24 protein-coding genes and 4 pseudogenes are annotated in these 25579 nt (G+C 67.1%); 11 read left to right on the top strand and 17 right to left on the bottom strand.

Annotated features, from left to right (window positions below; genetic code table 11):
* Positions 1–238: 238 nt before the first annotated feature.
* Complete coding sequence (locus tag ACIBBA_RS07625; protein WP_396694775.1) at positions 239–2455, top strand: choice-of-anchor J domain-containing protein; 2217 nt, start codon at positions 239–241, stop codon at positions 2453–2455.
* Positions 2456–2675: 220 nt separating this feature from the next.
* Here the strand turns inward: ACIBBA_RS07625 and ACIBBA_RS07620 are convergent, their stop codons facing one another.
* Complete coding sequence (locus ACIBBA_RS07620; protein ID WP_396694773.1) at positions 2676–2909, bottom strand: hypothetical protein; 234 nt, start codon at positions 2907–2909, stop codon at positions 2676–2678.
* 411 nt (positions 2910–3320) lie between these two features.
* Entirely contained in the window at positions 3321–3470 is a 150-nt protein-coding gene (locus ACIBBA_RS07615) for a hypothetical protein (protein ID WP_396694771.1), read from the bottom strand.
* Between the two features lie 34 nt (positions 3471–3504).
* Between ACIBBA_RS07615 and ACIBBA_RS07610 the strand changes: the two are divergent.
* Positions 3505–3849, top strand: a pseudogene (locus tag ACIBBA_RS07610) (hypothetical protein); the annotation flags it as partial.
* A 46-nt stretch (positions 3850–3895) separates the two neighbouring features.
* Complete coding sequence (locus tag ACIBBA_RS07605; protein ID WP_396694769.1) at positions 3896–4702, top strand: FG-GAP repeat domain-containing protein; 807 nt, start codon at positions 3896–3898, stop codon at positions 4700–4702.
* Positions 4703–4786: 84 nt separating this feature from the next.
* Here ACIBBA_RS07605 and ACIBBA_RS07600 read toward each other — a convergent pair.
* From ACIBBA_RS07600 to ACIBBA_RS07590, 3 genes and pseudogenes are all read right to left on the bottom strand, one after another.
* A pseudogene (locus ACIBBA_RS07600) lies at positions 4787–5012 on the bottom strand (hypothetical protein); the annotation flags it as partial.
* Positions 5005–5202, bottom strand: a pseudogene (locus ACIBBA_RS07595) (polyketide synthase docking domain-containing protein); the annotation flags it as partial. The pseudogenes ACIBBA_RS07595 and ACIBBA_RS07600, both read right to left, overlap by 8 nt.
* Positions 5203–5417: 215 nt before the next feature.
* Positions 5418–5876, bottom strand: coding sequence for a hypothetical protein (locus ACIBBA_RS07590; RefSeq protein WP_396694767.1), 459 nt, complete (start codon positions 5874–5876; stop codon positions 5418–5420).
* A gap of 112 nt (positions 5877–5988) precedes the next feature.
* Here ACIBBA_RS07590 and ACIBBA_RS07585 point away from each other — a divergent pair, with 112 nt between their 5' ends.
* The 4 genes from ACIBBA_RS07585 to ACIBBA_RS07570 all read left to right on the top strand — a co-directional run bounded on the left by ACIBBA_RS07585 (position 5989) and on the right by ACIBBA_RS07570 (position 9833).
* Positions 5989–6465, top strand: a complete 477-nt coding sequence (locus tag ACIBBA_RS07585; protein ID WP_396694765.1) for a helix-turn-helix domain-containing protein — start codon at positions 5989–5991, stop codon at positions 6463–6465.
* The gene (locus tag ACIBBA_RS07580; RefSeq protein WP_396694763.1) at positions 6462–8489 is read left to right on the top strand and encodes a DEAD/DEAH box helicase; all 2028 of its coding nucleotides are present in this window, start codon (positions 6462–6464) and stop codon (positions 8487–8489) included. Before ACIBBA_RS07585 ends, ACIBBA_RS07580 begins: the two co-directional genes overlap by 4 nt.
* 161 nt (positions 8490–8650) lie before the next feature.
* Complete coding sequence (locus ACIBBA_RS07575; RefSeq protein WP_396694761.1) at positions 8651–9328, top strand: hypothetical protein; 678 nt, start codon at positions 8651–8653, stop codon at positions 9326–9328.
* A gap of 247 nt (positions 9329–9575) precedes the next feature.
* Positions 9576–9833 carry a hypothetical protein gene (locus ACIBBA_RS07570; RefSeq protein WP_396694759.1) on the top strand — a complete coding sequence of 86 codons (258 nt, stop codon included), beginning with the start codon at positions 9576–9578 and terminating at the stop codon, positions 9831–9833.
* A gap of 92 nt (positions 9834–9925) precedes the next feature.
* On the opposite strand, the gene ACIBBA_RS07565 is transcribed toward ACIBBA_RS07570, so the two are convergent.
* On the bottom strand, positions 9926–10696 hold the full coding sequence (locus ACIBBA_RS07565) for a ComEA family DNA-binding protein (RefSeq protein WP_396694757.1): 771 nt from the start codon (positions 10694–10696) through the stop codon (positions 9926–9928).
* Between the two features lie 637 nt (positions 10697–11333).
* Between ACIBBA_RS07565 and ACIBBA_RS07560 the strand changes: the two genes are divergently transcribed.
* Positions 11334–13700 (top strand): HelD family protein, encoded by a 2367-nt coding sequence (locus ACIBBA_RS07560; protein ID WP_396694756.1) that lies wholly within the window; start codon positions 11334–11336, stop codon positions 13698–13700.
* Between the two features lie 105 nt (positions 13701–13805).
* Here the strand turns inward: ACIBBA_RS07560 and ACIBBA_RS07555 are convergent, their stop codons facing one another.
* The 7 genes and pseudogenes from ACIBBA_RS07555 to ACIBBA_RS07525 all read right to left on the bottom strand — a co-directional run bounded on the left by ACIBBA_RS07555 (position 13806) and on the right by ACIBBA_RS07525 (position 17142).
* A complete protein-coding gene (locus ACIBBA_RS07555) occupies positions 13806–14408 on the bottom strand; it encodes a nucleotidyl transferase AbiEii/AbiGii toxin family protein (protein ID WP_396694754.1) in 603 nt (200 codons plus the stop codon).
* Between the two features lie 37 nt (positions 14409–14445).
* Positions 14446–14811 (bottom strand): annotated as a pseudogene (locus ACIBBA_RS07550) (nucleotidyl transferase AbiEii/AbiGii toxin family protein); the annotation flags it as partial.
* Positions 14706–15281, bottom strand: a complete 576-nt coding sequence (locus ACIBBA_RS07545; RefSeq protein ID WP_396694752.1) for a type IV toxin-antitoxin system AbiEi family antitoxin domain-containing protein — start codon at positions 15279–15281, stop codon at positions 14706–14708. The gene ACIBBA_RS07545 and the pseudogene ACIBBA_RS07550, both read right to left, overlap by 106 nt.
* A gap of 670 nt (positions 15282–15951) precedes the next feature.
* Positions 15952–16158 carry a hypothetical protein gene (locus ACIBBA_RS07540; protein ID WP_396694750.1) on the bottom strand — a complete coding sequence of 69 codons (207 nt, stop codon included), beginning with the start codon at positions 16156–16158 and terminating at the stop codon, positions 15952–15954.
* A gap of 209 nt (positions 16159–16367) precedes the next feature.
* Complete coding sequence (locus ACIBBA_RS07535) at positions 16368–16631, bottom strand: hypothetical protein (protein ID WP_396694748.1); 264 nt, start codon at positions 16629–16631, stop codon at positions 16368–16370.
* Positions 16628–16891: a DivIVA domain-containing protein gene (locus tag ACIBBA_RS07530; RefSeq protein WP_396694746.1), complete on the bottom strand. Its 264-nt coding sequence runs from the start codon at positions 16889–16891 to the stop codon at positions 16628–16630. The genes ACIBBA_RS07535 and ACIBBA_RS07530 overlap by 4 nt, the downstream gene beginning before the upstream one ends.
* A complete protein-coding gene (locus ACIBBA_RS07525) occupies positions 16888–17142 on the bottom strand; it encodes a hypothetical protein (RefSeq protein ID WP_396694744.1) in 255 nt (84 codons plus the stop codon). Before ACIBBA_RS07525 ends, ACIBBA_RS07530 begins: the two co-directional genes overlap by 4 nt.
* A 254-nt stretch (positions 17143–17396) precedes the next feature.
* On the opposite strand from ACIBBA_RS07525, the gene ACIBBA_RS07520 reads away from it, so the two are divergent.
* A complete protein-coding gene (locus ACIBBA_RS07520; protein WP_396694742.1) occupies positions 17397–18647 on the top strand; it encodes a helix-turn-helix transcriptional regulator in 1251 nt (416 codons plus the stop codon).
* Positions 18644–19156 carry a flavoprotein gene (locus ACIBBA_RS07515; RefSeq protein WP_396694740.1) on the top strand — a complete coding sequence of 171 codons (513 nt, stop codon included), beginning with the start codon at positions 18644–18646 and terminating at the stop codon, positions 19154–19156. Before ACIBBA_RS07520 ends, ACIBBA_RS07515 begins: the two co-directional genes overlap by 4 nt.
* Before the next feature lie 260 nt (positions 19157–19416).
* On the opposite strand, the gene ACIBBA_RS07510 is transcribed toward ACIBBA_RS07515, so the two are convergent.
* Positions 19417–19827, bottom strand: a complete 411-nt coding sequence (locus tag ACIBBA_RS07510; RefSeq protein ID WP_396694738.1) for a very short patch repair endonuclease — start codon at positions 19825–19827, stop codon at positions 19417–19419.
* A 395-nt stretch (positions 19828–20222) separates the two neighbouring features.
* Complete coding sequence (locus ACIBBA_RS07505; RefSeq protein ID WP_396694736.1) at positions 20223–21527, bottom strand: DNA cytosine methyltransferase; 1305 nt, start codon at positions 21525–21527, stop codon at positions 20223–20225.
* 163 nt (positions 21528–21690) lie between these two features.
* On the opposite strand from ACIBBA_RS07505, the gene ACIBBA_RS07500 reads away from it, so the two are divergent.
* On the top strand, positions 21691–22113 hold the full coding sequence (locus ACIBBA_RS07500; protein ID WP_396694734.1) for a DUF4259 domain-containing protein: 423 nt from the start codon (positions 21691–21693) through the stop codon (positions 22111–22113).
* On the opposite strand, the gene ACIBBA_RS07495 is transcribed toward ACIBBA_RS07500, so the two are convergent.
* Entirely contained in the window at positions 22110–22715 is a 606-nt protein-coding gene (locus tag ACIBBA_RS07495; RefSeq protein WP_396694732.1) for a hypothetical protein, read from the bottom strand. The two genes, ACIBBA_RS07500 and ACIBBA_RS07495, sit on opposite strands and share 4 nt — an antisense overlap.
* Before the next feature lie 10 nt (positions 22716–22725).
* The gene (locus ACIBBA_RS07490; RefSeq protein WP_396694730.1) at positions 22726–25578 is read right to left on the bottom strand and encodes a Z1 domain-containing protein; all 2853 of its coding nucleotides are present in this window, start codon (positions 25576–25578) and stop codon (positions 22726–22728) included.
* Between the last annotated feature and the right edge of the window lies 1 nt (position 25579).

Raw genomic sequence — 25579 nt, 5'->3', positions numbered from 1 at the left:
CCCCCGCGGCGGCCCCCCGCGCGCCCCCCCCCCCCCCCCCCCCCCCCCCCCCCGGGGGGCCCCCGGCCCCCCCCCCCCCCCCCCCCCCCCCGCCGCCATTGACGGGGCGCCCAGTGCGGTGGATCATGCGGCGAGATGATTGCCAAAGGCAACCATTAGCAGTACGAACGTGGATGGAATTCCGGTGGCTCGCGACGCAGACCCCGTCCACCGGACTCAACAGACCCAAGGGGGGCCAATGGCACGCAGCCGGATCGCCGGTGCCGCAGCCATCTCACTCGTCCTACCGCTCCTGAGTGTCCTTCCTGCGACCGCCGCGGCGGCCGCTCCCGCCCAGCCGGCCGCGACGAACGACCGACCCAGCGACGACACCCGCGAGCTCACCCGCAAGGACTTCACCCTGGACGGCCGCAAGGTCGAGACGCCGGCCCGCTACCAGCCGCGCGCGCAGGCGCGATTCAAGGCCCAGGCGGCGGAGACGCCAACGGTCGGCACCGTCCGGCAGTGGCTCGGGCTCGACGACACGCAGGGCAGCTACTACCGCAAGGACTACACGCTGCGGGGCGTCGGCGACAACATCGAGGTGTGGGTCGCCAACGACCTCGGGTTCCCGGCGAACGACTGCCGCAACCAGGTGGCCTCGTCGACGCAGATCACCGACGCGCAGGTGCAGAACTTCGTGCACGAGTTCGACACCAACATGTACCCCAAGGAGACGGCCGCGTTCAGCCGTCCGCCAGACCGCGACGGCACCAACACCCTGATCGGCCCGGACGCCGACGGCAACGGCGGGGTCTACACCGGCGGCGGCAACAAGACCGTCACCCTGATCGACAACGTCCGGGACGACAACTACTTCCAGTTCCCGGCCGCGCCGACCTACATCGCCGGCTTCTTCTCGGCGCAGCTCAACGAGCTGTTCGACCGCAACGTGATGACCGTCGACGCGTTCGACTGGCTGCACCGCACCGGGGCGAACCCGCCGAACGAGCCGACCGACGACCTGTGCACCAGCCGCCCGGCCCGCCCGTTCAGCTACGAGGGCACCTTCGCCCACGAGTGGCAGCACCTGGCGCACTACTACACCGACCCGTTCGAGGGAACCTGGCTCAACGAGGGCCTCTCCGACTTCGCCCAGACGCTGACCGGCTACGTCGACACCACGGCGACCGTCTTCGACCGGGGCGCCGACGGCCACCTCTACTGCTACCAGGGCTTCGGTACGGTGCAGACGCCGTACAACGCCAACCCGCGCGACTGCGGCGGCCCGGAGAACTCACTGAACCTCTGGGACGAGAGCCCCAACGCGAACGCGGTGCTCGCCGACTACGGCAACGCGTACTCGTTCATCCAGTTCCTCGACGACCGGTACGGCACCGACATCGTCCACCGCCTGCACAATGACGGTGACCTGCAGGGCCTGGCCAGCCTGGGCGCGGCGTTGAAGGCCGAGGACGCCAAGGACATGTACCAGGTCATCCACGACTACCAGACGATGACGCTGGTCGACAAGATTGTCGGGGATAACCGGCACGGCGTCATGCTCGGCGTACCGAAGAGCCGGGTGACCACCAAGAGCCTGCGCTCCACGGTCAACCTGGCCAACCCAGCCGCCAACGCCACCCCGGGCGCGGCGCCGAACGGCGCCGACTACGTGCCGCTGCAGAAGGCCGATGGGCAGCTGCTGCGCGGCCGTGACCTGCGGTCGCTGTCGTTCCAGGGCGGCAAGACCCTGCCGGCGCTGCCGCTGGCCTGGACCGTGGTGAACAACGACCCCGACCGTGCCGGCAACCCCGTTCTCTTTTCCGGCAACGACAACAACACCGACGCGGGCGCCGTCACCACGCTCACCGTGCCGACGACCGACCCGACGCTGCGCTTCGTCGCCAAGTACGGCGCGGAACTCGGCTTCGACTACGGCTACGTCACCGTGTCCACCGACGGCGGCGCCACCTACACCGCCATCCCGGGTGACAAGACCACCGACGGCCCGCTCGGCCCGGCGGTCAACGGCACCACCAACGGGTTCGAGGCGCACAGCTACGACCTGTCCGCGTACGCCGGCAAGTCCGTCCTGCTCGGCTTCCGCTACGTCAGCGACGGCGGCGTCAACGAGGGCGGCTGGCTGATCGACGACATCACCGTCGGCGGCACCACGGTCAGCGACGGCAGCAGCCTCGCCCCGTTCGACTCGCCCACCGAGATCAAGCCGGTCAGCGTCCACAACTGGAACGTGCGCCTGATCGGCCTGGACGAGCAGCACTCGCTCGCCTGGCAGTTCGAGTTCGACGGCAAGTCCAGCCTTACCCTCAACCGGGCGCAGCTGGCCCTGCTGAGCGTCTTCCCGAAGGTCGTCGCCGTGGTCGCCTACGACGAGCCGACCGAGCAGGTCAGCCAGTACGCGCAGTACACCCTGAAGGTCAACGGCGTCGTCCAGCCGGGCGGCGCCTCCTGACCTGAGCCGATATGACCGCCAGGGCACCTGTCACCGCACCGGGGGGCAGGTGCCCTGGCCCTTTTCCTGCCAGCGAACCTCGCACCGGCCTCGCCAGCCGGCGATGTCCTCGGCCGTCGCCGCAATCTCCGGCATGTGTCCGCAACTCCCACAGAAGCCTCATCCCCGCGGCGAGTGTGACGCAGCGCGACGGCCGGACGCCATACCAACGGACTGATCATCACGGGGACCGGAGGACGCCGATGGCGCACACACCCACCCGCTTACGACTGTTCGGCATCGCCCTGGTGGCGGCGCTCGTCGCGGTGACCCAACTGACCGCGGCACCGGCCCAGGCCGGGCCAGCGATCAACCCGCCGCCGGCGACCAGCGCGACGGCGGTCTCGTCCGCCCAGATCCGGGTGAGTTGGCAGGCGGCGCCGCAGGCCTCCGCGTACCGGGTCTCGCGCTCCACCGGGTCGGGCGGCCCCTACACCCAGGTCGGCAGCAGCACCGGCCTGGAGTTCCTGGACTCCGGGCTCGCCCCGGCCACCACCTACTACTACGTGGTGCAGGCCGAGTACCGGAACAAGCTCTCCGTCCAGTCACCCCAGGCCAGCGCCACCACCCTGCCGGTGCTGACCGCACCGAGCGGCCTGCGGCTCACCGGCACCCCGGGCACGATGGAGCTGACCTGGGCGGCGGTGCCCGGCGCGGCCCGCTACGAGGTGTACCGGCACCACCCGATCGACGGCGACAGCCTGATCACCTCGACCACCGAGCCGTCGTTCCGCGAGACCGGCCGGTCGGACGGCTACTACTACCAGTACAAGGTGCGCGCCCTCACCGCCAACGGCGCGGCCGGCCCGTTCGCGTCCGGCGCCGCCTACACCGGGCTGGCGACCACCACCACGATCGCCGTCAACCCGACCCGCTCCGAGCAGGGCCAGTCGGTGGCGCTGTCCGCGCGGGTCCGCACTGCCGACGGGTCCGAGCCGTGGGGCAAGGTGGTCTTCCTCGCCGGCAGCGAGGTCATCGGCCAGGCCACCCTCTGGCAGGGGTACGCCGCGATGGTGACCACCCCGAAGGCCAGCTCGGTGACCTACTACGCCCGCTTCGAGGGCTACGGCACCAACCCCAACAACGGCGGCAGCTCCTCGGCCGATCTGCCGTTACAGGTCGACCCGGCGTACGGCGAGGTGTCCTTCGGCCCGTCCGAGGCGGCCCGGGTGGGCTCCACCGAAACGGCCATCGCCGCCGGCGACCTCACCGGCGACGGGCTCACCGACGTGGTGCTCACCACCGGGACCGAGGCCGGCGCCGGGGACCTCAACCACTCGGCCTACCTCTACGTCCAGCTGCCGGAGCACCGGCTCGCCGCGCCAGTCCGCTACGGCACGTCGGCGCCGACCGGCGGCAGCATGGTCCCGGTCATCGCCGACATCGACGGCGACGGCCGCAATGAGCTGCTGGTCGCCTCCGGCGACGGGCTGGACCTGTACCCGGCAGTCCGCCGGCGGCCTCGCCGCGCCGGTGGCGCTGTCGTTCGGCGCACCCCTCGGCGACGTCCACGTCATCGACCTCGACCAGGACGGCACGCTGGACCTGGTGGCGACCACCAACGAGTCGGTGCTGGTGCGCTACGGCACCGGCCCCGGCGAGTTCGCCGCGCCGATCGCCGTGACCACACCGCTCTCCGGTCCGGTCCTGGGGATCGCCGACGTGACCGGCGGCCCCGGCCTGGACCTGGTACGCCTCGACGGCCGGTGGATCATCGTCGCCGAGCAGACCTCCGCCCGCACCTTCGCCACTCCGGCCAGCATCCCCGTCCCCGAGGGGCAGGAAATCGACGCGCACTCGTTCGCGGCCGGCGACGTCACCGGCGACGGCCGGGCCGACGTGGTCGTCACCGTCACCGGCAACATGCCCGACCCGCGGATCTCCGTACTGACCCACGACGCCGCCGGCACCCTCGGCGAGTGGCAGGTCTACGTCGCGTACGACATGCCCGAGCCCGTCGTCCTCGAGGACATGGACGGCGACTCGCGGCTCGACGTGGTGGTCGCCCACGGCGGCTGGTACCAGGTGGGCGTTCTGCTCCAGCGCCCCGACGGCCGCCTGGGCCGGGAGCAGCTGGGCCACAACAGCTACTACGCCTCCCACTACGAGCACCGGGGCCTCGCGGTCGGCGACATTAACAGCGACGGCCGCAAGGACGTGCTGCTGGCCGACTACAACAACGGGCTCGTGGTGATCCCCGGGGCGTAGCGGAATCGTCAGACGACGGGTGGTGCCTCCAGGCGCCACCCGTCGCTGCTATTGGGGCAGTTCCTCGTCGGTGGGGCCTCACAGCCCGGCGTGCCCGTCGCGCCGTCGGCAACGGCCGGCGCCGTCGAGCCGGGCGTCACACCACACTCGTGTACGCAGGAACTGGCTGTCCTTCTCGCTCAGCGTAGTCTCGCCGAAGTCGATGGCCGTGACATGACCGAGCGAGTCCCGCAAAGCCGTCGCCAGGATGACGGCGCCGTCGAGGCTGGGCAGCGTGGTGGGCATGGATGATCCAGCGGGGCGCGGCCATCGCGGCCACTGCCGTTGGGCGCGCCCGGCTGCCGGTGGCGGCAGTTGGTGTGACGCGACTGCCACTGACGCAGCGCTTGGCGGATGCGATCGGCCTCGGTGTTCGCCGTGGTCAGCTCGCGGTGCAGGCGTTCCAGCTCGTCGGTGACCCGGTTGAGGTAGTCGTGTACCTGGTCCGGGTCGAGCCCTCGCCAGTTCCCGGCCGCGCCGACCTACATCGCAGGCTTCTTCGATCTCGGGCCGACGCGGTTGTGGCGCTGCTCAAGGGACAGTGACACCGAGCCTGGCATGCCGTCCTGGACAGGACCGGCGAGGTGCTGGACCAAGAGTCGAGGCAATGATGCGCTGACGACCTGGCGACGAGGACGCGGTCGACGGTGAACCACGGCGCCGGCTCTCGGCTGCGTCACGCGGCCAGGCGAGAGACGACCGCCGCGCAGAGGACGCGACGTCGGTCGGTGTCAGACAGCTCGCCGATCACGGTAAGGACGTCGACGAGGTCAACGCTCAGGGCTGTCCGACGAACCGCGGTAGGGCGGCGCAGCCCGGCGGTCTCGACGTCCATGAGTTCGATCGGCTGGTCGATGCGCCGGTGACGCGCCGGTGAGCTCGTGCACGGCAGAATGACCACATCCCGCCCCCGGCAGCCGAGGACGACGGCCGGGCGGATCTTGTACAGGATGTTGTCCTCGAACGGCACTCTCGCCCAAACGAGGACGCCGGGCAGCAGGCGGTTCCGCGCGACGAGCCGGACAACCGAGAGATTCGGCAGCAGACCGCGCTGTTCGGGACGAGGGGCCATTCGCCACCGGCGTACGCCGACAGCGGAAAGCTGACGCTTCTGGAGCCTAGTAAGCTTGTTCACTAGCGTAGTCCTTCTGCTCGCGTAGGATGGGGAGCGGCACGAGCAGAATTATTACGCAAGGAGCGTAGTTAAGTCAACAGCTCCGCAGAAAGCTACGCTGGAAGGGCGACAGATGGACCAGCAACCAGGCGGACTCGGGCGGGCCATCCAGGTCAGACGCGCCGAGCTTGGACTCAAGCGCAAGGAGGTCGCCGAGCGAGCCCTGCTCAGCTACCCGTACCTGTCCGAGCTGGAGAACGGCACGAAGACGCCATCAGCGAAGGCTCTGCGGCAACTCGCCGAAGCCCTCGAGCTGTCACAGGCCGAACTCCTCGACCGGGCGGACTCCAGCCCCGTTCGCCCGGATCACCGCCAGAGCACGGGATATGCGCGGGACGGCCTGCCGCCAATCTCGATCACCACCGGCACCGGTGGAGCCAGCGACACCTTTAGCGGCAGCCATGAGTTCGAACAGCTAGGGCGGCTGGCCGACGTCGTTGCCGCAACGGTGAGGGCAGAGCTGGCCGCGTGGGCGAGAACTTCCTTGCCCACGCTCATCCGAGACGAGGTTCGCCGTGTCCTCGACGAAGAAGGCCGGGCACACCGATGATCACGACCCGTGGGTTCACCCTGGCAGCGTGGCAAGCCGAGGCCGTCCGAGCGTGGGAGCGCGATGACTCCGCGGGCCCTTACCGAGGGACGCTGGAGATTGTCACGGGCGGCGGCAAGACGCTAATTGCGCTTGCTTGCGCAGCCCTCGCCGCTACGCGAGACCCGGAGCTACGGATCGCCGTTGTGGTCCCGACCGAGGCGCTTGCCCGCCAGTGGCAGGTGGCCCTCCAGCGGTACACCAACCTGATGCCTCCCGAGATCGGCTTGCTCGGCGCGGGCAAGGACGAAGACTTCGGGACCTGCCGGGCGATTGTCGCCGTGCTAAACACGGCAGCGAAGCGGCTCCCGGCGCTGGCACAGACGGGCCAGCCGCTCATGCTCATCGTCGACGAGTGCCACCGGGCTGGCGCGCCTACCTTCGCCAAGGTCCTGCAGACGGAGGCCGCCTACAAGCTCGGCTTGTCCGCCACCCCAGACCGAGAGGAGCTCGACGAGTCGGGGGAACTACTCCGGTACGACGAACAGCTGGTTGGCCAAGCACTAGGTGCGGTCGTCTACCGATTCACTTTGCGGGACGCACGATTGGCTGGATGGCTGCCGGACTACGACATTCATCACCATGGCATTCAACTGACTCCCGAGGAACAACGCCAGTACGACCAAATCAGCCGACAGGTCGACGACCTCGGCGACGAGCTGCAGAATCTCGGCTTCGAATCTGGTCGCGCCCAACACCTTCAGAAGCGCCGGGACGAGATCGGTCAACTCGCCCGAAGGTACATTGCCGCGACCTCTCGCCGTAAGGACCTGCTCTACCGGGCCACCGATCGCAGTAGGGTGGCCAGCCGTATCTTGGCTCAGACGCTTGAGTCGGGCCAAGCCAGACGGGTTCTCCTTTTCCATGAGCGTGTCAGTGAAGCCGCCGCACTACACAGCAGTCTCGTCTCGTCAATTCCGGATGTATCCATCGCGCTTGAACATTCCAGACTCGGCGATCGTGCGAGAATCGAAGCACTGGAGTCATTCCGGACCGGAGCCGCGCAGGTGCTGGTTTCCGTCAAGTCCCTGGTCGAGGGAATTGACGTGCCGGAAGCGGACGTGGGCATCTCTGTCGCGTCCACATCGAGCGTGCGTCAACGCATCCAGGCGCTGGGGCGAGTCCTCCGGCGTCGCTTCGACGAGAACGCTCCACGCAAACATGCCGACATGCACCTTATCTATGTCGCGAAGACGGTCGACGAGCAGATCTACGCCAAAGAAGACTGGGCGGACCTGACCGGCGAAGGAGCCAATCGATACTGGCTGTGGACGAGCGACCCCACTGTGGCGCCGCAGAAGATGTCCGGACCGCCAGCCTCCCCGCGACCGACCGAGGAGCAGGAGTGGGAACGGCTGGGCCAACGACCCCCTGAGATGCCCGCGCGCTGGATGGGCAGCGTCACGGGTCAGGAGTATTCGGTCGACACACTGGGGACAGTCACCAACAGCGCAGGCACCTTGATCCGCAACCCCCAGAACGCCGCGACCCTCGTCGAGCAGGTCCGCGGCAAGCGTGGCGGACGATTCCGAGTGACGCCCGCACATCGCCTCGTCCTGGTCTGGGGTGAAAGCGCAGAAGGCCTCGTCCCCTATGTCGCCGGACATTTGGCAGAGCCTTTCGAGGCGGACGTGGTCGAAAAAGCAAGGCGTGGCACGAGAACTACTGATCCTGCCCTCCTGGAACCCGGCACCGTGCTCGTCGGCTCACCCAACAAGGGCGGCGGGTCGTACCGACTACGGCAGAAGCAGGGCGGAGTCATCGAACGTCGAACACCCGACGGGACCATTGAGTTCGCTCTGGTGGACGGCAACGCCCCCGCCGAGCTGGCGGCCAACGCTCGACGGGTGTTGGAGAACTGGCGCGGGCTCTTCGATCGCGGCATCGGGTTCTTCCTCAGTGAGGAGGGCCAAGCCTGGTACGTGGAAGGCGGCAAGAAGTTCCACCTTGCCCATGCCCCCGGCGGCTTCGCCTGGCCCTCCTGACCGGTCACGTCCCGCCTCCGGCTTGTCAAGCAGACGAAGTGTCTCTAATCCGATAGTGAGCACATATGAAAGCGCATTAGCCTCATGTACAACCATCACCACACCTCCCGGGACGGTCAACGGTTCCGCCTGATCCCGACCCGGGCCGCCGAAAGGTACAGATGTTTACCTTCTACCCAGGGCTGTCACCCTCGAATGTAAACAAGGATGCCAAGTACTCAGTCGTGCACAGCCCGGTGGGCGGCATGGAGGTACGGCTGGTATATCGGATCAGCGCGCGAGAGAAGGAACTCCTCACCAACGATCGCCACGAGCGGCTCGTCGCGATGGTCAACGTGGTGAAGGAAAAAGTAAATGGCGCCCTGGGTGGCGCCTTCTACATCAACGAGTATCACGACGTTCTGGTGCCTCACCCTGACGGCGGTTGCGTTTACGCCGGGACGTACGAGGAGAATCTCGAGTTCGTCTACGACGGGCAGACGACCATCGGCCCAGTTCCACCACCCGGTCTTAACCCTGGGGATCCATGGCCCGGTCCCCACGCCGGAATTCCGTACGTGCTGCGCGCCGGGGGGACAGACATCAAGTACGACATGACCTCTGGTCGGCGGATCAGGGAAGTACATCTGTCCGATGAGGTTGGTCAACAGCCAGCACGACTGCTCGCGCGTCGCCTCGCCGCAGTCAAGGGACACTCTGGGGGCCGGGTCTACATCAACGAGGCGTCCCACTTCTTCGCACCACTCAATGCAGCCACCGGGGGTACCACTTACGTCTACCTCGGGGCTCTCGACGACGATGCTTGGTTCCCCGTCCCGGACGTCCCAGGACGGTTGTAGCGCAAGGTCCGTCCGCGGAACATCCCGCGCCACCAGCCGAGGGCCGGCCGGCCGGATCGCCTCAGCACCCCGCTCGCGACCGGCGCTCGCAAGCGCCGCCGCGACCTCCCGGCGAGACGGTGCGCGAGCGGGGTCACGGTTAGGCCGTGCGGCTGGTTCGCTTCTGGACCTCCATCGCCGGGGGGCGGGCACCGCGCCCCGCAGCCGGGCAACGGTACGGCCACCCGCTCGTCCTCGAGGTCGGGACTTGTGCGTCGACGCGCTCATCGGCCGCCATCCGTTGCGGCACTGCTGGGTGGACGAGCGGGAGATCGTCGGGCCGGCGGGGCGGGTCAGCCCTCAGCCCGCCGTCCGCCGGCTCCAGAACTCCCGGCTACCGCCGGCACACGGCTGGGCGGTGCTGCAACCACGGGCCCAACGGCTGCTGGCCGACGTGATGCTGCTGCTCAACCTCGCCGACGCGGACAACTCCGAGCGGGTGCGTCGGCTCAGCCGGGCCGAGTAACCCCGTGCCTCATCATCGACCGCAGCCCGATGCGGGTCACCCTGAGCCGCCGTCAGGCCCACGACGTCCAACCCGGCTGCACCGGGCGACCCTTACTGCGGTGCGCAGGTCACCAGGTTTCTGAGGTGAGCGAACTCGTGCGGCGCGAGGTTCGCGACGGCCGCGAACTCCTCCACGCTGCCGAACCCGCGGCGCACCTGCCGTTCGGCCACCACGCGCCGCGCACGCTCGGGGTCAAAGTGAGCGAGAGCGGCGAGCTGTTCGACCGTCGCCGCGTTGACATCCACGGCCCCCGGTGGCACAGCCCGCGGCACTGAGGGCGGTGGCGGCGACGGCTGAGTGGGCGCGGGCGCCACCGTGGTGGCGGCACCGGGGTAGGCGCCGGGCTGCGGCATCACCTCGTGCACGGCGAGCGGCGCGGATGTGGGCAGGGATGGTGGCCCTGCCTGCGCCGGTGGGTACGGGCCGCCGGGCCAGGTGGGTGGCTGCGCCTGGGGCCGGGCGTACCAGGGAAGGTGGTCGGCCCGCCAGCGCAGCCACGACGAGTTGACTACGCATCCGTGCACGATGCTCGCTACCCACATGGCCAGGAGCACGACCGTTGCCACCGTGCTTAGGGCGCCTGTCTTGTCCGACTCGCCGATAGTGGCGAAGGAAGTCCAACCGATCACCAGGTAGGCGATGCCGGCAATCCACCAGGCCGTGCGTCGAGCGCGCAGCCCGATGTAGAGGAATCCGGCCCCGGCGAGGAAGCCGCAACCGGCGATGGGCAGCAGCAGCCAAAGGCTGTGCCGGATCCGCCAGCCGAGGCTCGCTCCCGGGTGCGGGGGCACCGGTGGCGGCTGCCATCCTCCGTTAGACACGCTCGGCATCTCGCTCCTTCTGCGGGCGCTGCACGTTGACGTTGGTCCTCGCGTCTTCGACCGTCCAGCGGGCTCCACACCGCCGTTGCGGTGGCCACGGCCAGCGGAAGGATTGCAGCGCGATGGTCACCGCGCCCTCCCGATCGTGCCGCCCTGTCAAAGCATGATGATCTTCCACCAGGGCGGGGAACGCCGCATCGCCGGGGCGGATAGCGCCAGGTAGACCGAACGGTAAGTCCGGGACGGCCGCCCGGTCCGATCTTGGCGATGTCAGCGCTCCGACCCAAGAATCTGATCTTGTGGCGGGCCTCCCGTCTCTGTAGGCTCGCCCGCCGCCGCATCAACCGTGAAGGGAACGCCTGAGCGCTTCTAGCGCACCGTGTCGCCGCTGAAGACCCCTTGCCTTCGACCCACGCTGATCGTGCTCGTCAAGAGACCGACCGGTCGTCAGCAGCACCGAAAGGTTGAGCGGGCGAACATGCACTCGACCGAGCGACAAAGTCGTAGACCGACCGTACGGTCAGGGGATCTTGAGCGGACTTGCTGAACCGGCCTCAGCCTCCTCGGCTCCGCGTGAGGAAGGCCAAATTTGTCGCAGCAAGGCGCTACGGTGTGCGCCGCCAGCGGGAGGTCCAGGATGGATGCGGTCTCGGAAGAGATAAGTCGCGAGCAGAAGTACTTCGACACGGCTTGGGACCACCGGGAGCGCATGCGCAGGACTCTGGGCCTCGCCGCAGGCGCCGCCGCCAACGGCGGCGCCGCCGCGAGGATCAGGCAGGACACCCAAGCACGGCTGGCTCGCATAGGCGGATCGGACGAATCGGTCGCCTTCGGTCGGATGGATTACGAGGACGGCGAGGTCTACTACATAGGCCACCACGCGATCCTTGGTGATCATTCAAAGCTACTCGTCATGAACTGGCAGGCACCTGCCGCCGCCACCTACTACGAGGCAAGTCACGCCGACCCACGTGGCCTCCGACTCAAGCGCAACTTCGAGTGCTCAAGCAACACGATCAAGTCGTTCAGCGACACCGTGTTCGCCCAACTCGCCGCTGACGTCGCCGAGCTGGAGGCGCACGAGGACGTCAACGACGCGCTCCTCGCAGATCTCAACAGCAACCGCACCGGCACGATGCAGGACATCGTCCGGACGATCCAGGCGGCGCAGTTCGACCTCATCCGCGCCCCGATCGACCAGCTGTTGGTCATCCAGGGCGGACCTGGCACCGGCAAGACAGCAGTTGCGCTGCACAGAGTCTCGTGGCTGCTGTTCAACAGTCAGGGTCGACTGTCGGCCGAGGATGTACTCATCATCGGCCCGAACCCCACCTTTACGCGCTACACCCGCACGGTGCTGCCCAGCCTGGGTGACACGAGCATTGAGCAACGGGACATCAACCAGCTACATCCACCAGTGATACGTGGTCGCCAAGAGGATCCCGATGTCGTGAAGCTCAAGGGCGACGGAAGGATGGCTGGGCTCGTGCGGCGGGCGCTTTACGCTCGGGTCGGGCCGCCCGAGGGACAGCATTGGATTGAGGCGCAGATCGAGGGCCGCTCCGTGCCGATGGCTGCCGAGGAGCTCAAGCCGCTGATAATGCGGTGCCGTGCCAGTGCCGGCACGTACACCGAACGCCGGCACTTGTTCCGGGACTTGCTGATCGATCTCCTCTCCCCCCGGGTACACGTGAATCCGCAACGGCTGCGGACGGCACTCGATCCCGTCATGGACAGGCTCTGGCCGTCGTTCACCGCCGCATCGTTCCTACGTGAGCTCTACGGCTCCCGCGACCGGCTGATGGGAGCGGCGGGCGACGAATTCACAGCCCGAGAAGTTTCGCTGTTGCACCGGCGACCCGCCGATCGGCTCTCGCAAGAGACGTGGAGCGACGCTGACCTTGCAGTGCTCGACGAGGCCGAGCACCTCATCAACAGCGTGGAGGCCCACTTCACGCACATCGTCGTCGACGAGGCGCAGGACCTCTCCCCCATGCAACTGCGAACCATCGCCCGCCGCTCCGCCAATGGGTCCATGACCATCGTCGGGGACATCGCTCAGTCGACCGGCCACTGGGCGCGTGACGACTGGGACGAGCTTCTCGATCACCTGCCTGCCGATCTGCCCCAAGTCCGCGAAGAGCTGCGTTACGGGTACCGGGTACCTCGACAGGTCTTCGAGCTCGCGGCCCAGCTCCTGCCTCTCGCGGCTCCCACGGTGCAGGCACCGCAGATCGTGCGGGACGGTCCGGCCGAGCCTCTCATCCACCGCATCGACGGGGACGAGCGTGCGGCTGAGGCCGTCCGCGTCGCGATGGGGCACGCCGCCCACGGCCGATCCGTAGCCATCATCTGCCCCGCCTCCTGCCGCCCGGACACCGAACGAGAGCTGAAGGCCAAAGACGTGGCCTGGCGTGCCGCGTCCGCCGGTGAGCTCGGCCCAGGAATCAACCTGGTCGGTCCTCAGGAAGCAAAGGGCCTCGAGTTCGACGCTGTCGTTGTGATGGAGCCGGAAGATATCGTCGCCGAGGACGACCGGGGCCACCGCTTGCTGTATGTCGCACTGACCAGAACAACCAGGTATCTCGACATCGTCTGCGTCGGAGACCCGCTCGCGATGGGCGACGACGACCACGAATCGGACGATCCGACAACGGACGGCGCCGATGAAGCCTCTGATGCGGCGGCCAGCGATGGGGTCGATGCAGAGGAAGGTTCGGAGTTCAACCCGGACCCGTGGGGAAAAGTCATCAGTGAGGTGCTCGGTTCGAACTCCGATGCAGTTGATGGGTCAGATGCGGCCGAAGCGAAGGACGACCCGCACGTTGCTCCTCGCGCGGTGATGGAGCCCTCCCACTCCCCGCTACCACGAGGACACGTCTCCCAGCGGTTCGTCGACCTGGCGGCGGAGGAGGTAGCCGCGCTACTCCGCGGAACTGTCGCACCGAATCTGTGGAAATCCGTACTAGCCAGAGCGGGCGAGATTCTCGACGCAAAGGGCTGAAACTGGCGATCCTCCACGCTGAGGGGGGTCAGCGTGCCGGGTAGGGCGTGCCGGCTGCGGTGGACCCATTCCCATACCTACGATCCCCGCCGCGCCCGTTGTCTGTCACACGGCCATCGTCCAGACCGAGGATGCCGCGACCCAGGTCCGCCCACCGGCGGCCCCGATCAGGGCCGGATCGGCGAGCGCGGACACCCGCTGCAACACCGCGCCGAAGTCCTGCGGAAGACGGTCGTCGAGACGGTGCTTACGCCGCCAGGCCGCCCACCGTGACTGCGCGACCGTCGCGTAGCCGTCGAGGGCCTGACTCAGCGGCTCGAGCGTCACCTCGCGATACTCGGCTACCCGCTGCACAGCCGCCGCCAGCTCGTCGCCGTCGACATCGTGCCGACCCGACAGGAGATAAACGTCCGCGAAGTCGCGCCAGCGGGTGTTCGCCTCGCCCCGCTGCAACGCCGTCACCAGCTTCTCCGCGTACACCATCGGAAGCGGATATCCGGTCACCACGAGCTCGCCGTCGAGCAGCCGCGGCAGCTTGATCGGCTGCGGATCGGGCCAGATCGGGTCGCCGACGTTGACGTCGACGTGGAAGGCCAGCCGCGCGGCGGAAAGACTGCCGGTGAGGCTGACGCGCACCCCGGCATAGACGTCGTCGTCCCGGATCGTCTCCGCGGTTGCGGTCGGCGCGTCGAATACCAAGGCCGTCATCGAGGTGCCGGCTCGCGATGCCGCGGACGATGCCGAGTACCTGATCACTGTCATTCGAGATCCATCGGCCCTGAAGATCTACGTCACGGGTCGGCCGGCGGGCGGCGTAGGCGGCCAGCAGCACTCCACCCTTGAGGACGAGGTTGTCCGCGTACGGAGATCGGGCCAGGCGAGCGAGGAAACCTTCCAGTGCATAGACCTGGTGCAGCTCATCAGTGGGACGACCGGGGCGGCGGGCGAGGTTCTGGAGGTCGAGGTAGGCGCGGCCAGCGACAGTGGCGCGGGTCGGACGTACGGTCAAAGCAGGATCTCCAGTGCCTCTCGGAGCGGCCGCTCGGCCTTGGGGAACCGCCGAGCCATGGTCAGCAGTTTTGATGGCGATGCATCGCGGCGCCTCAGCCATCGCCGTAGCGCCGCGTACGCCAGTTCCGGCCCCTCCCGATGGCGCAGGCGGACGGCGTCGATGATGCTGCGTTCGGGGCTGTAGAGCCCGATCGAGGTGTCCGGGTCGAGCGGCAGCTCAGTGCGGCCGATTTCGAACGTGGCCGGGTCGAACAAGTGCCAGGCGACCAGCGCGGAGGTGGTGGGCCGATGCCGCCCGCGAGGCAGGGCGACATCGATGCGGGAGGGAATCTCGTCAGTGAGGTCGTGCCGGGCCAGGGCGGTGGTCAGGCACAACGTGGCTGGCGGCGCGCGATGGGCGACCTCGATGAGATCAATGTCCGCCATCTCGGCGTCATGGCGCCGGTAGAGACCCCGGCCAACAGGTTCGATGAGTCCTTGATCCCGCAGCCGGTACAGATGCCACTCGGAGAGGCCAGCTTCAAGGGCTTGGGAGTAGCTGAAAGTGGCCGGGAGCATGCCAAGCGGCATGCTCCCAGCCTCCGATCCGTCCCCCAACCCCACAGGGAAACTCTATACACGTGGCCGCCATCTGTAGCGGATTTCCTCGTCAAGGTTTCGGTAAGGGACCTCCAGCGAGGCGGCGGGTCCAGCTCGCATAGGCCCCTGTCCTCCCGCCATTTGACCGCGAGCGCCTTGGGGCAGAGGACGAGCGTGGTCCTGCGGCTGCTGGGCAGCCAGCTTCTTCATGATCAAGCCGGCTTCGGTCGTCTTACCGACGCCGACGTCGTCGGCGATGAGAAGTCGCGGCTCGTCGGCGTGGGCGAGGCGCAGGAGCGGCCGGAACTGAAACGGCAGGTATTTGATCCGCGCTGCCCGCAGCGAATAGACGTGCTCGGTGAGCGGATGACCGAGCCGGGCGGCGACCAGGCGGGCTCGGAACTCCTCAGGAGACAGGCCGCCAGTCGGTGCCTTCTGTTACGCCGCTGCGAGCACGAGCTGGTCCTCTGCGTACTCCCGCATGCTTCCCTCTTCGTGGGAGACGCCTCACGCGACTGGCGCTCAACCGCAGCCTCGCCCGATGCCCAGAGCATAGGCGCGCTTCGACGTCGCCGACGGGGTCGGTCAGCGAGATCGATCTGCGCCGAAGGTGAAAACATGAGCCGTTCCGGCTTGGGGCAGTCACCCACGCGCCGCTCCGCTATTCGCCACCCTCCGCGTCACGTGGCATCAGCACCTTCCCGTTGAAGCGCGGCTTGAGGGCGACGACGAGGGCTCCCTTCGTACCCTCCGGGTTGTCAGTCTCCTGCCAGCGGACCTCGCGCCGACTCAGCCAGCCGGCGATGTCGGCGGCCGACGCCGCGTTATCCGGGGTGTCGAGGAGCTGCCCGACCTGGTCGTGCAGCACGACGAGTCGCGGTTGCCGGTCAGGTGCTGCCGGAGGCGATCCCGCAGACCCCGCCTGGTCCGGCCGACGTAGATGACCACGCCGCCATCCAGGACCACATGCACGCCGGGGCCGCGGGGAGCGCCGGCGACGGCCACCATGGTGTACGGCTGGGGAGCCGTGAAGCCGGCCAGCAGGTCATCGTGCGCGGTGTCGGGCGTCCCCGGACGCTACCGGCGTGGATCCTCATCCGTGGCCCCACACGAGCCATCGTGGTCGTCGCGGCGTCGGCAGCGGCCGGCCCCGTCGAGCTTGGCGTCACACCAGATCCGGGTACGCAGGAACTGGCTGTCCTCCTCGCTGAGAGTGGTCTCGCCGAAGTCGATGGCGCTGACGTGGCCGAGCGAATCGCGCAGAGCCGCCGCGAGGATGTTTGCACCGTCGAGGCTGGTCAGCGTGGTCGGCAGATGAATGATCCAGCGCGGCGCGGTCATCGCGGCCACCTGCTGTTGGCCGCTCGCGGTTGCCGGTGGCGGCAGTTGGTGTGACGCGACTGCCATTGGCGCAGCGCCTGACGGACGCGTTCGGCCTCCGTGTTCGCCGTGGTCAGCTCGCGGTGCAGACGTTCCAGCTCGTCGGCGACCCGGTTGAGGTAGTCATGCACCTGGTCCGGGTCGAGCCCGCGCCACCGGCTGTCAAAGGTAGCGGCCCGGACGTCGTGCGGGTGCAGTCGCTCGCCGGTCACGTAGATCATCTGTGCGGCGCCGTCTGCCCGGCGATCAACAGCTGGACCTGGCGGTCGGTGAGGCCGCGCTGATCCAACGCCCGGCGGCCCCAGCGGTGCAGCCGGCACGGGTGCGGGGCGCGATCGTTGCGGCACCGTTGGCCGTCGGGCCACTGTTCGGCGGCGTGCACGGTGACCGCCTTGATGGCGAAGCCGACGTTTTCGGCGGTCACGTAGGGCGGTAGAGGTAGTTCACCGAGGATCTCGTCGATCGAGTCCATGGCCCTCCTTCGTCGGTCGACGGCGCCTGTCCTTTTCAGGTGGCGCCGAGGCGGGCGGGGTCGGTTGGTACGGCCGCGCGCCCGAACCGACCGGAGCCCAGCACCCACCCCGGGCCTGTGTCCCCACTCTGAAACCGACGGTGAGCAGGAACTACAGCGCTCGCTGGGCTCAAGTGAGGCATTACTGAGGCACTGTGCATCCCATTGATCGCGACGCACAGTCACTAAAGTGGCCTCATCGGGGAGGAGGACGCGTGGCCCTCAAGCGATACCGGCTGGTGCAGCGGCGCAAGATGCTCGGATTCAGCCAGGAGCGACTCGCCGAAGCCCTCGGTGTGGAGCGCTCAACGGTCGTTCGGTGGGAGCGGGCCGAGACGGATCCCCACCCGTGGCATCGGATCCGAATCGCCGAAGCACTCCAGGTGCCACTGGACCAGCTCCAGGAGATCCTCGATGATGTCTCCGTCGCGACGGCCCGAGGAAACATCATGGGAGACAGCGCCGGCCATATCCAGCCCGCAACGCGCGCCGAACTGCTCACCGGCCTGCGCGCCTTCCTCACGTGCTACCTGCCGAGCGATAACGCCGGACGCTCCCCTGCCTCACTACCGGAGGTGCGGCGGGCCGTTACCCGGGTACACGGGCTGTATCAGCGGGCCAGCTATGTCCCCGCCTCGCGCCACATCCCGGAGGTCCTCCGAGCCGCCACGGAGCTCACCCAATCCGGATCAGGCATCCACCGGGCATCCGCCTTCAAGCTGCTCGCCGCCGCATATGTTGCGGCATCGAAGATCGCCTGCAAAGTCGGTGACGGCGAGGCGGCGCTGCTCACCGCCGATCGGGCCGCGACATCGGCGCAGCTCGCCGAAGACCAGGCGCTGGCGGCGGTCGCCGCGTACCAGGCTGCGTGCGCCCTACTCCGGTTCCCGGATCGGCTCGGCGAGGCCGCGGCGGTCACCGATGCGAGCATCGACCACCTCGCGCGGCTGCGCTCATCGCCCCACCCGGACCTCATCTCCGCGCAAGGCGCGCTCCTGCTTCTCGCCGCCATCATCGCGGCGAGACGGGGTGACCTGAAGCAGGCCGGACATCACCTCGCGCACGCGCAGTCTGTCGCCGCGGACCTCGGATCCGACCAGAACCGGCTGTGGACCGGGTTCGGGCCGACGAACGTCACTATCCACGCGGTGTCCTCGGCCGTGGCGGCCGGCAATGCCGAACGTGCCATCGACATCGGAGGCCGGCTGGACACGTCACGGCTGCCGATCGCTCTGGTCGGGCGACGGGCACAGGTCCACCTCGACCTGGCGGAAGCAAGCACAAAGGGCAACGACGGCAGCTCGCTCGCCGTCCTCCACCTCCTGGAGGCCGAACGAGTCGCGCCTGAGGTGCTCGGCGCCAACGTCCAGGCACGGTCGCTGCTGCTCAACCTGCTGTCAAAGGAACGCCGATCGGCGACACCCGGCCTCCGGCCGATGGCGGTACGCGCGGGGCTGCTCACATGACTGACGGGAAGGTTCTGTACCTCGTCGTGTGCGCCGCACCCCCGGCACTCCAGGTCGGCGAACTCATCGACCTGCTGATGTCGGCCGGCTGGACCGTCTGTGTGATCGCCACACCGACAGCGGCGACCTGGATCGACCGAGAGGCGCTGTCCGCGCAGACTGGCTACCCGGTTCGCTGGGAGTGGCGGCGGCCGGGTGAGCCAGACTTGCTACCCCAAGCGGATGCCGTATTGGTCGCGCCAGCCACCTTCAACACGATCAACAAGTGGGCGCTCGGCATCAGCGACAACCTCGCCCTCGGCATCCTCAACGAGGCGCTGGGGCTCCGTCTTCCCACCCTGATCGCGCCACATGCGAAGCCAGCGCTGACCGATCACCCTACGTTCACGCGGAACATTGATCTACTTCAACTCAATGGAGTAGCGGTCGCCGCGGCCGACGAGTCTCAGGTGTTCGATCATGAGCACCGGCCCTGGCTCAGCATCGTCAAGGCGATGGAAGGCGTTTGAGCGCCTATGCAGGCCGCCGCGCATGATGCCGATTATGGGCGCCCGGGGACAGTGGCCGCGACGGCGATGACCAGGGCACGGTCGTCGTGGGCGTCGAGGATGACACCCGCGTCTCGGGATGGACCGGCGCACCCCGTCCTCGGCGAATTCACACTGCCCTCAGGTGTTCCGCCTAAGCCTTCAGCGTGATAGGACCGAATCTACCGTCTTCAGCAGCGTGGGCGGACACTCGGCATCGACCTAGGCCAGGGCGGAGCATGTCACGTCCGGCCAGACGGGCTGTTCTCCTGGGGACGTCCTCGATTTGCCCGGACCGCGGCGATCACGCGGAGCGCCGCCGTTTGCGGCTCTTCGTGTTCCCAAACCCGAATTGACTGCCACCCGCCCTCGGCGAGCAGCTGATCCGTCTCGGCGTCGCGCGCCTTGTTGCCATCAATCTTAGTGTGCCAGAACTGCTGGTTCTCGCGGGCTGGCCGATAGTGCTCGGGGCAGCCGTGCCAATAGCATCCGTCGACGAAGACAGCGATCTTCGCGCCCGGGAATATTACGTCCGCAGTGCGGCGCAGCTTCTCCAGGGGCCGGGCGTTCACCCGATATCTGAGCCCGCTGTGGAAGAGGATGGAGCGTAGCTGGCGTTCCGGCTCGGTGTCCCGGCCCTTATTGCCCTGCATTGACAGGCGGACAGCTCGGGACTTGGCCCATGACCCGGGAACCGGCGCGGGCGGAGCGAGCAAACCCTTCTCCCGCGCTAGTCGCCAACCCTCCGCCAGGTTTAGAGCGCGGCTGGCCTTGCCGACCTCCCCTAAATATCTGCTCGGCGAGCGGCCGCGATCCGACCAGCGGAGATACGCTCGTAGCCGCCTGGTCTTCGGGAGAAGCTTCAGCTCCACCGAGGCGCGTGCCTGACGACCACCGTCGAGATCAACCCACCGGCGATCGGGGCCTCCGGCGGCTCGGTCCTGTTCCGCCGTTACCGCTCGGCGGCTGCGTCCCTTAAGGCCTTTCCAAGCCCGCTCAGGGGGGAGCGAATCGGCCCAGGCGCGGTCGACCCGCCCATCACCGCCAGTCATCGTCGACTTTCGGCCTCATCGAGCGCCCCAGCGATAGCACGCGCAAAGAACTCGCCCAACCGCACCGGAACCGCGTTCCCCAGCTGGCGCATCTGCTCACTTCTAGGACCTTTTATGATCCAGCGATCAGGGAAGGTCATCACCCGCGCCACCTCGCGGACCGTCATATATCGATGACGGTACCTCAGCGGGCTACCAGCGGCCGGCTCGGAGAGCAGGTCGTCGGTGAGCATCACCGACTCGCCGCCCGGAACCCCGTGCACTCCCGCCTTTACAGTCTTCGCGGGTCGATCCAGCTCATTCGGCGTGTGGCCTTGATAGATGCGAGCGTCCGGCCAACCAATGTGGTCGAGCACGCCACCGAGTTCGTACTCGCGACGGTCAAGCTTGTCCCAGGGAACCGGCGGTAGCGGCCGCCGCCGGTCGATCTCCTCCTTAAGCGCGTCGCGCAGGGTCAGCCATGGGAGCTTTCCGTCATCGAAGGGGATCGCCTGCGGCAGCCGCGACTCTACGTGTTCGCGGACGTGGTACGGCACCTCCGGGTGCTTCCGCCAATACGAGCCGTCCTGAATAGACCGAACGAGTGCGGCTTCGGAATGAGTCGGCGCGATGGAGGCCTCGAACCGCCTCAAGTCGACTTCAAGGTCGCACCGGAAGGCGACGATGATGATTCGGTTGCGCACCTGCGGCACCCCATAGTCGGCCGCGTTGACCCGAGTGGTAACGACCTCGTACCGTTTCTTCGGGTCGGCGGGGGCCTCCGACAGACGCGCTTGGAGAACGGCGTCGTGTTCGCGCCAGCTGACCCCTTCTTCGCGCTGCTCAAAAGGCAGGGCGAGCTCACGCTCGATGTAATCGAAATAGGGCCGGAACGATGGGCGTAGCAAGCCCTGAACGTTCTCACAGATTACGGCCTTGGGCTGGATGTCACGGATTGCCCGAAACATCTCAGGGAACATGTTCCGCCTGTCCTCGTCGCCCTTGGCGACTCCGCCGAGGCTGAACGGCTGACACGGCGGCCCACCGGCAAGAAGATCGACCTGATCCCACAGGTAATCGAACTTGATGTCGCGCACATCTCCTGGAACCAACGGCCACGCCTGCCCGACCGAGGGGATGAACTCCTCATCGCCTCGGAGCTCCGCCTTGTTGGCCTCTAGTGTCTTGCAGGCCCACTTGACCAGTTCGTTAACCAGGAGCGGACGGAACCCAGCTCGGTGGACCGCCATCGCTAGCCCCCCGCCGCCGGCGAACAACTCGACCGAGGTCCGGTCTTTGGTCTCCCCTCGCGGCTCAAGCATTGCGGAAGCATACCGCGGAGTTGTCGATCTTAGGAGCCGGCTCACCGACGGCCGCTCTCCGCTTGCCATTCCCGGCCACCGGGAACCACACTGGCCACGCCCTCCGATCCTCTGCGGCCACCATCCACCTGAGCCCGTGAGCCGCGACTCATCAAGGAGAGAAATGGCCACCTGGAACGTGGGGCCCTTCGACAATGACGACGCGGCGGAGTGGTGCGAGCAGTTCGAGGCGGCCGCGCCGGCCGAACGGACCGAAGCGGTATCGGGAGTGTTGCGGCGAGCGATCCTGGACTCAGCTTCACTATCCGATACGGCCGCAGCTCAGACGATCGCCGCGGCCACGGTAGTCCTTCAGGCCCACACCGGTTTGCCCGACGTGACCACCCCGCACGCTCCTCGGTTCGTCGATGGCGCCGAATATGTCGACGTCACCCCGGACCTGCTGCGACTCGCCGCAGCGGCCGTGGAGCTGATCCTGCGGGAGGGTTCCTCCTGGCGTCGGGGTTGGGCCGATGACGTCGAGGGTGATCTCGCGGTCGAGGCGTTGGAACGCCTCCACGCGGCGCTGGGCGACGAACAGCCCTAGCCCGCCGCCGCTGCCAGCCACTCCCGCCGCACAAAGCCCACATCAAGTCCGCAATGTTCCGCGATCCGGCGGAACCTCCTTGATCTATCGGCGTCGATCAGAACATCGTCCGTCCCGTAGACGACGATCAGTGGACGCTCGGCCGAATCGACCGCCTCATTCAACGCCGCCCAGACCAGGTCGCGGAAGTTGCGCACCCGACCCCAACACACGTAGCGCTCCCGCGAGCCATCGGTGGCTTTGCAGTGCATGGGCTTCTCGCGGATGGTCTCCGGCCGCACGCGCCAGCCGGAGCCGAGGATCAGGAAGAGGAACTCACTCGGCGGCGTCAAGTGCTTCGATACGTATTGTGCGTACGATCCGAAGCTCTCGACGGCGCGCGCGTACTCCTTAAGGGGCCCGTCCTTGAGCCACACTCGCATGCCCTCCGACGTCATGTAGTCGGCGAGCACGCCCCCGATCGCGTCGTCCTCCACCCACCGGGTGTAGTAGGCGGTCTTGGCGCGCGCAGGGAGCTCCTCCCAGTCGAGCGTGTCCACCTGGCGGTAGAGCTCGCGAATGACCTCAGCGCGGACCTTCTCCGGAACTGACGGCTCGGGCAACTTTACGTCCTTACCACGTGTGATTTTCCGTTGGGATGGGCCGCTTAGCGGCGGCCCGATAGACCAAGGGCTGGGTACCGGCCGGGACCGCCTTCTCAGGTAGCTGAAGCCGGATAGCCATGACGACACCGTCCGGCCAGGTGTCGCGCGGGAGGTCCTCACGGGCCCGATCCTTGTCGATCACCGGATAAATGATCGCGCACCCGGTCTTTGAAGTTCGACCGGTGAGCGACGCGAGCCCCGCACGGTGAAGGCTCTCCGAGTTCCCGCGCAGGCTGTCATTCTCGATCTTCCGGCCGTGGAGCGAGAACGTGCCGAGGCCGGGTATGGTCACGCCACGGTCGGACCGCCGCTGTGGAAGCACAATAATCCACTTGTCGACGGCTTGGCTGTCCAGGCTCTTGATCCAGGCCAGGTCGGCCTTGAAGGTGTCGTCAGTCCGCCACTGGAGCTGCGTAAGAACGTCAACCATCTCCGCGTGGGAAACCTCTCCGGTCAACGCCTCGAAGCTCCGGGTGCCAGCGGACAAGGTGCTCTCGCTCGATGCGGCCCGTAACAACGGGGTCATGACCTTGACGTTGTTTCGCAGCTTCTCCGACTCGACTAGGGCCGGGTAGCCGGAGCTAGGCTCCTTGCTCGGGCTGCGCTTCTCCACGAGCTGGGCGTAGCGCATCTTGTTGGCCGCCGTCGGGCGGAGCCCATGCCGGGCGACCAAGGGCTGAATGTGGGCAGGGGTGACCAGCGGACGTCCGTCCGCCATCACCGCGTACTGCCGCAGCTCGTCGCGGAAGAGCTCCTCATCTAGGCAGGCGGCTTCGAAGGCGTCGCGGATTTTGGCGGTGATGAACAGGCGAACCAGGTCGCGGTAGCCGGGCCGGAAGCCGAACCAGCGCCCCATCTGCATCAGGGCTTCGGCGTGCCCGACGGTCCGGAGGTAGTAGGTGATCGTAAGGCCTTCGACGGTGAACCCGCGAGCCAGCTTGTTGCCGCCAACCAGGATCCGCCACACCGCGCGACGGTCGAAGTCCAGTTCTTCCTGATCCGGCTCCTTGTTGCTGTTGATCACCAACACTGGGTCGCCGTTCGGCGCGATCCTGCGCACGACCCGCCCGATCAGCGGTTCGAGCTCCGCGAACGACGCGGGCATCGGATATCCCAGATCGAGCCCGTGGGACGCCGGAGCGAAGTCGCTGTCGTAGAGCTCGCGGAGCCTCTTCATGCCGGATGCGAGCGTGTGGCCCGACCTACTCCATAGTTCTCGAATAGTCTCCGCACGGATGTTGTGCTTGGCCTTCTTGGCGGCCTCGTGCACGAGCATCGTGTGGTGCCGGTAATGGTTCTCATCAGGGCTCAGCCCTTGTCGGTACAGCTTAATGGCGCCGGCGAGCACGAACGAGTCGAGTGCCTTCTGAAAAGCGAACTCCTCGTCTCCGTCATCGATCAGGCGGACGTGCGCCTTCTCCTTCGAGTTCGAGAAGGTCCGCTCCGACTCGGGAACCGACGAATCGATGTCGTGGAAATCTTCGACACCCATGTAATCCAACGGCCGGCGCAGGGCGAGCAGGTAGTCGGACGGGAACACGTCGTTCTTGTCTGTGTAGTCGCTGAAGACGTTGGCGAACGGCGTCGCGGTGTACCCCACGTATTGAACCCGAGGGAGCATTTGCAGCAGCGTCGAGATGCGCTCGTTGATCGTGGTACGTTCCTTCTTGGCGCCCGGCGACTGCTTCTCGGGGTCGACGGTGTTGATAGACGCCTGGTCGGACTCGTCGTCGATGATGAGAGCGGGGATATCCTCGAGCCGGTCGGCGTTGTTCTTCAGGTCCGAGATGAGATTCTGCAGTACCGACTCATTCTTCTTCACCACGATGAGTCGAGCATCGGTGGAATAAAGATTCTCCGCGCTCCAGACGGGCTTATTTTTGTCCTTACGCTCGAATTCCAGCGCCGGCAATCCCTGCTGGAGTGAGCGGTAGTCGAACCGACGGGTGGTCATCCGCCGGATCTCGGGCTTTCCTAGGGCCGACGGCTGCATCCCATACCTGTTGAACCGGTCGTTGATCCAATCCTCATCATCGAAGTAGTCAATGTGCTTGGCCGCCTCGATGTCGTTCTCGTTGACGCTGCGGAGGATGTTTTCCCGGCCGACCAGCTCCATGTCCAGCCGCCGCTGGGTTTGGTCCCGAAGCAGGTTGGTCGTGCCGGTCATCACGATGATGAGGCGATAGCCCGCATCGATCGCCTTGGCTATGACTCCGGCGAAGTTCGCCGTCTTTCCGCTCTGCACATATCCAACGACCAGGCCCTTGGTCGGAACCGGCTTGCTTTGGGCCGGGTTGGCGAACCGTTCCAGCACCCTGCTGGTGGCCGCATCCAGACGAGTGATCGCTTTGGCGTTCCACCTCCTCCGCCTACGAAGGTAGGCCACGTAGTGGCTCCAGTAGAAATCCCGTTGCCGTTGAAGGTCAGCCGTGTACCACGGTTCCCACTTGCCGGCGATCACGGTGTCGTGGTCAGTGGCGATCGAGAAGGAGTCGGCGAACTGGGCAGCCGTCTTGTCCCCGAGGCCGAGCAGATTGATGATCCGCGCACGTCGTAGCTCGGTGTTTGGTTTGGTGTCGCCCATCCACAGGCCTGATTCGATGGGCGCGTGGTCCCAGGTGGCCAGCCGAATATGCAGCTGTACCCGGAGCTCGTCATTGGGGTCGGCGGCGGCGACATAGTCCCGTAGACGGTCCTCTGACACGTCGAGGTCGGGGGCGATGTCCTCCGCCTCGACGGCGGCCCGCCGCACCAGGGCCTTCGGCCCGCTCACCATCGCGCCGAGAGCGCCGAGGTATGCGGTTACCAGTGGTTCGTTCATG

This window comes from Micromonospora sp. NPDC051006 (assembly GCF_044456245.1).
Lineage (GTDB): Bacteria > Actinomycetota > Actinomycetes > Mycobacteriales > Micromonosporaceae > Micromonospora.
Note: the sequence above shows the minus strand (reverse complement) of the source record. Positions and strands in the feature narration are given on the sequence as shown.

Excerpts from the sequence above, each read along its gene's own strand:
- ACIBBA_RS07515 (WP_396694740.1), top strand. The coding sequence starts at position 18,644 with ATGACTGACGGGAAGGTTCTGTACCTCGTCGTGTGCGCCGCACCCCCG.
- ACIBBA_RS07510 (WP_396694738.1), bottom strand. The coding sequence starts at position 19,827 with ATGCAGGGCAATAAGGGCCGGGACACCGAGCCGGAACGCCAGCTACGC.
- ACIBBA_RS07615 (WP_396694771.1), bottom strand. The coding sequence starts at position 3,470 with ATGACCTCGCTGCCGGCGAGGAAGACCACCTTGCCCCACGGCTCGGAC.
- ACIBBA_RS07545 (WP_396694752.1), bottom strand. The coding sequence starts at position 15,281 with ATGCCGCTTGGCATGCTCCCGGCCACTTTCAGCTACTCCCAAGCCCTT.
- ACIBBA_RS07530 (WP_396694746.1), bottom strand. The coding sequence starts at position 16,891 with ATGATCTACGTGACCGGCGAGCGACTGCACCCGCACGACGTCCGGGCC.
- ACIBBA_RS07535 (WP_396694748.1), bottom strand. The coding sequence starts at position 16,631 with ATGACCGCGCCGCGCTGGATCATTCATCTGCCGACCACGCTGACCAGC.
- ACIBBA_RS07585 (WP_396694765.1), top strand. The coding sequence starts at position 5,989 with ATGGACCAGCAACCAGGCGGACTCGGGCGGGCCATCCAGGTCAGACGC.
- ACIBBA_RS07575 (WP_396694761.1), top strand. The coding sequence starts at position 8,651 with ATGTTTACCTTCTACCCAGGGCTGTCACCCTCGAATGTAAACAAGGAT.
- ACIBBA_RS07560 (WP_396694756.1), top strand. The coding sequence starts at position 11,334 with ATGGATGCGGTCTCGGAAGAGATAAGTCGCGAGCAGAAGTACTTCGAC.
- ACIBBA_RS07625 (WP_396694775.1), top strand. The coding sequence starts at position 239 with ATGGCACGCAGCCGGATCGCCGGTGCCGCAGCCATCTCACTCGTCCTA.
- ACIBBA_RS07555 (WP_396694754.1), bottom strand. The coding sequence starts at position 14,408 with ATGACGGCCTTGGTATTCGACGCGCCGACCGCAACCGCGGAGACGATC.
- ACIBBA_RS07605 (WP_396694769.1), top strand. The coding sequence starts at position 3,896 with ATGAGCTGCTGGTCGCCTCCGGCGACGGGCTGGACCTGTACCCGGCAG.
- ACIBBA_RS07490 (WP_396694730.1), bottom strand. The coding sequence starts at position 25,578 with ATGAACGAACCACTGGTAACCGCATACCTCGGCGCTCTCGGCGCGATG.
- ACIBBA_RS07500 (WP_396694734.1), top strand. The coding sequence starts at position 21,691 with ATGGCCACCTGGAACGTGGGGCCCTTCGACAATGACGACGCGGCGGAG.
- ACIBBA_RS07580 (WP_396694763.1), top strand. The coding sequence starts at position 6,462 with ATGATCACGACCCGTGGGTTCACCCTGGCAGCGTGGCAAGCCGAGGCC.
- ACIBBA_RS07525 (WP_396694744.1), bottom strand. The coding sequence starts at position 17,142 with ATGGACTCGATCGACGAGATCCTCGGTGAACTACCTCTACCGCCCTAC.
- ACIBBA_RS07505 (WP_396694736.1), bottom strand. The coding sequence starts at position 21,527 with ATGCTTGAGCCGCGAGGGGAGACCAAAGACCGGACCTCGGTCGAGTTG.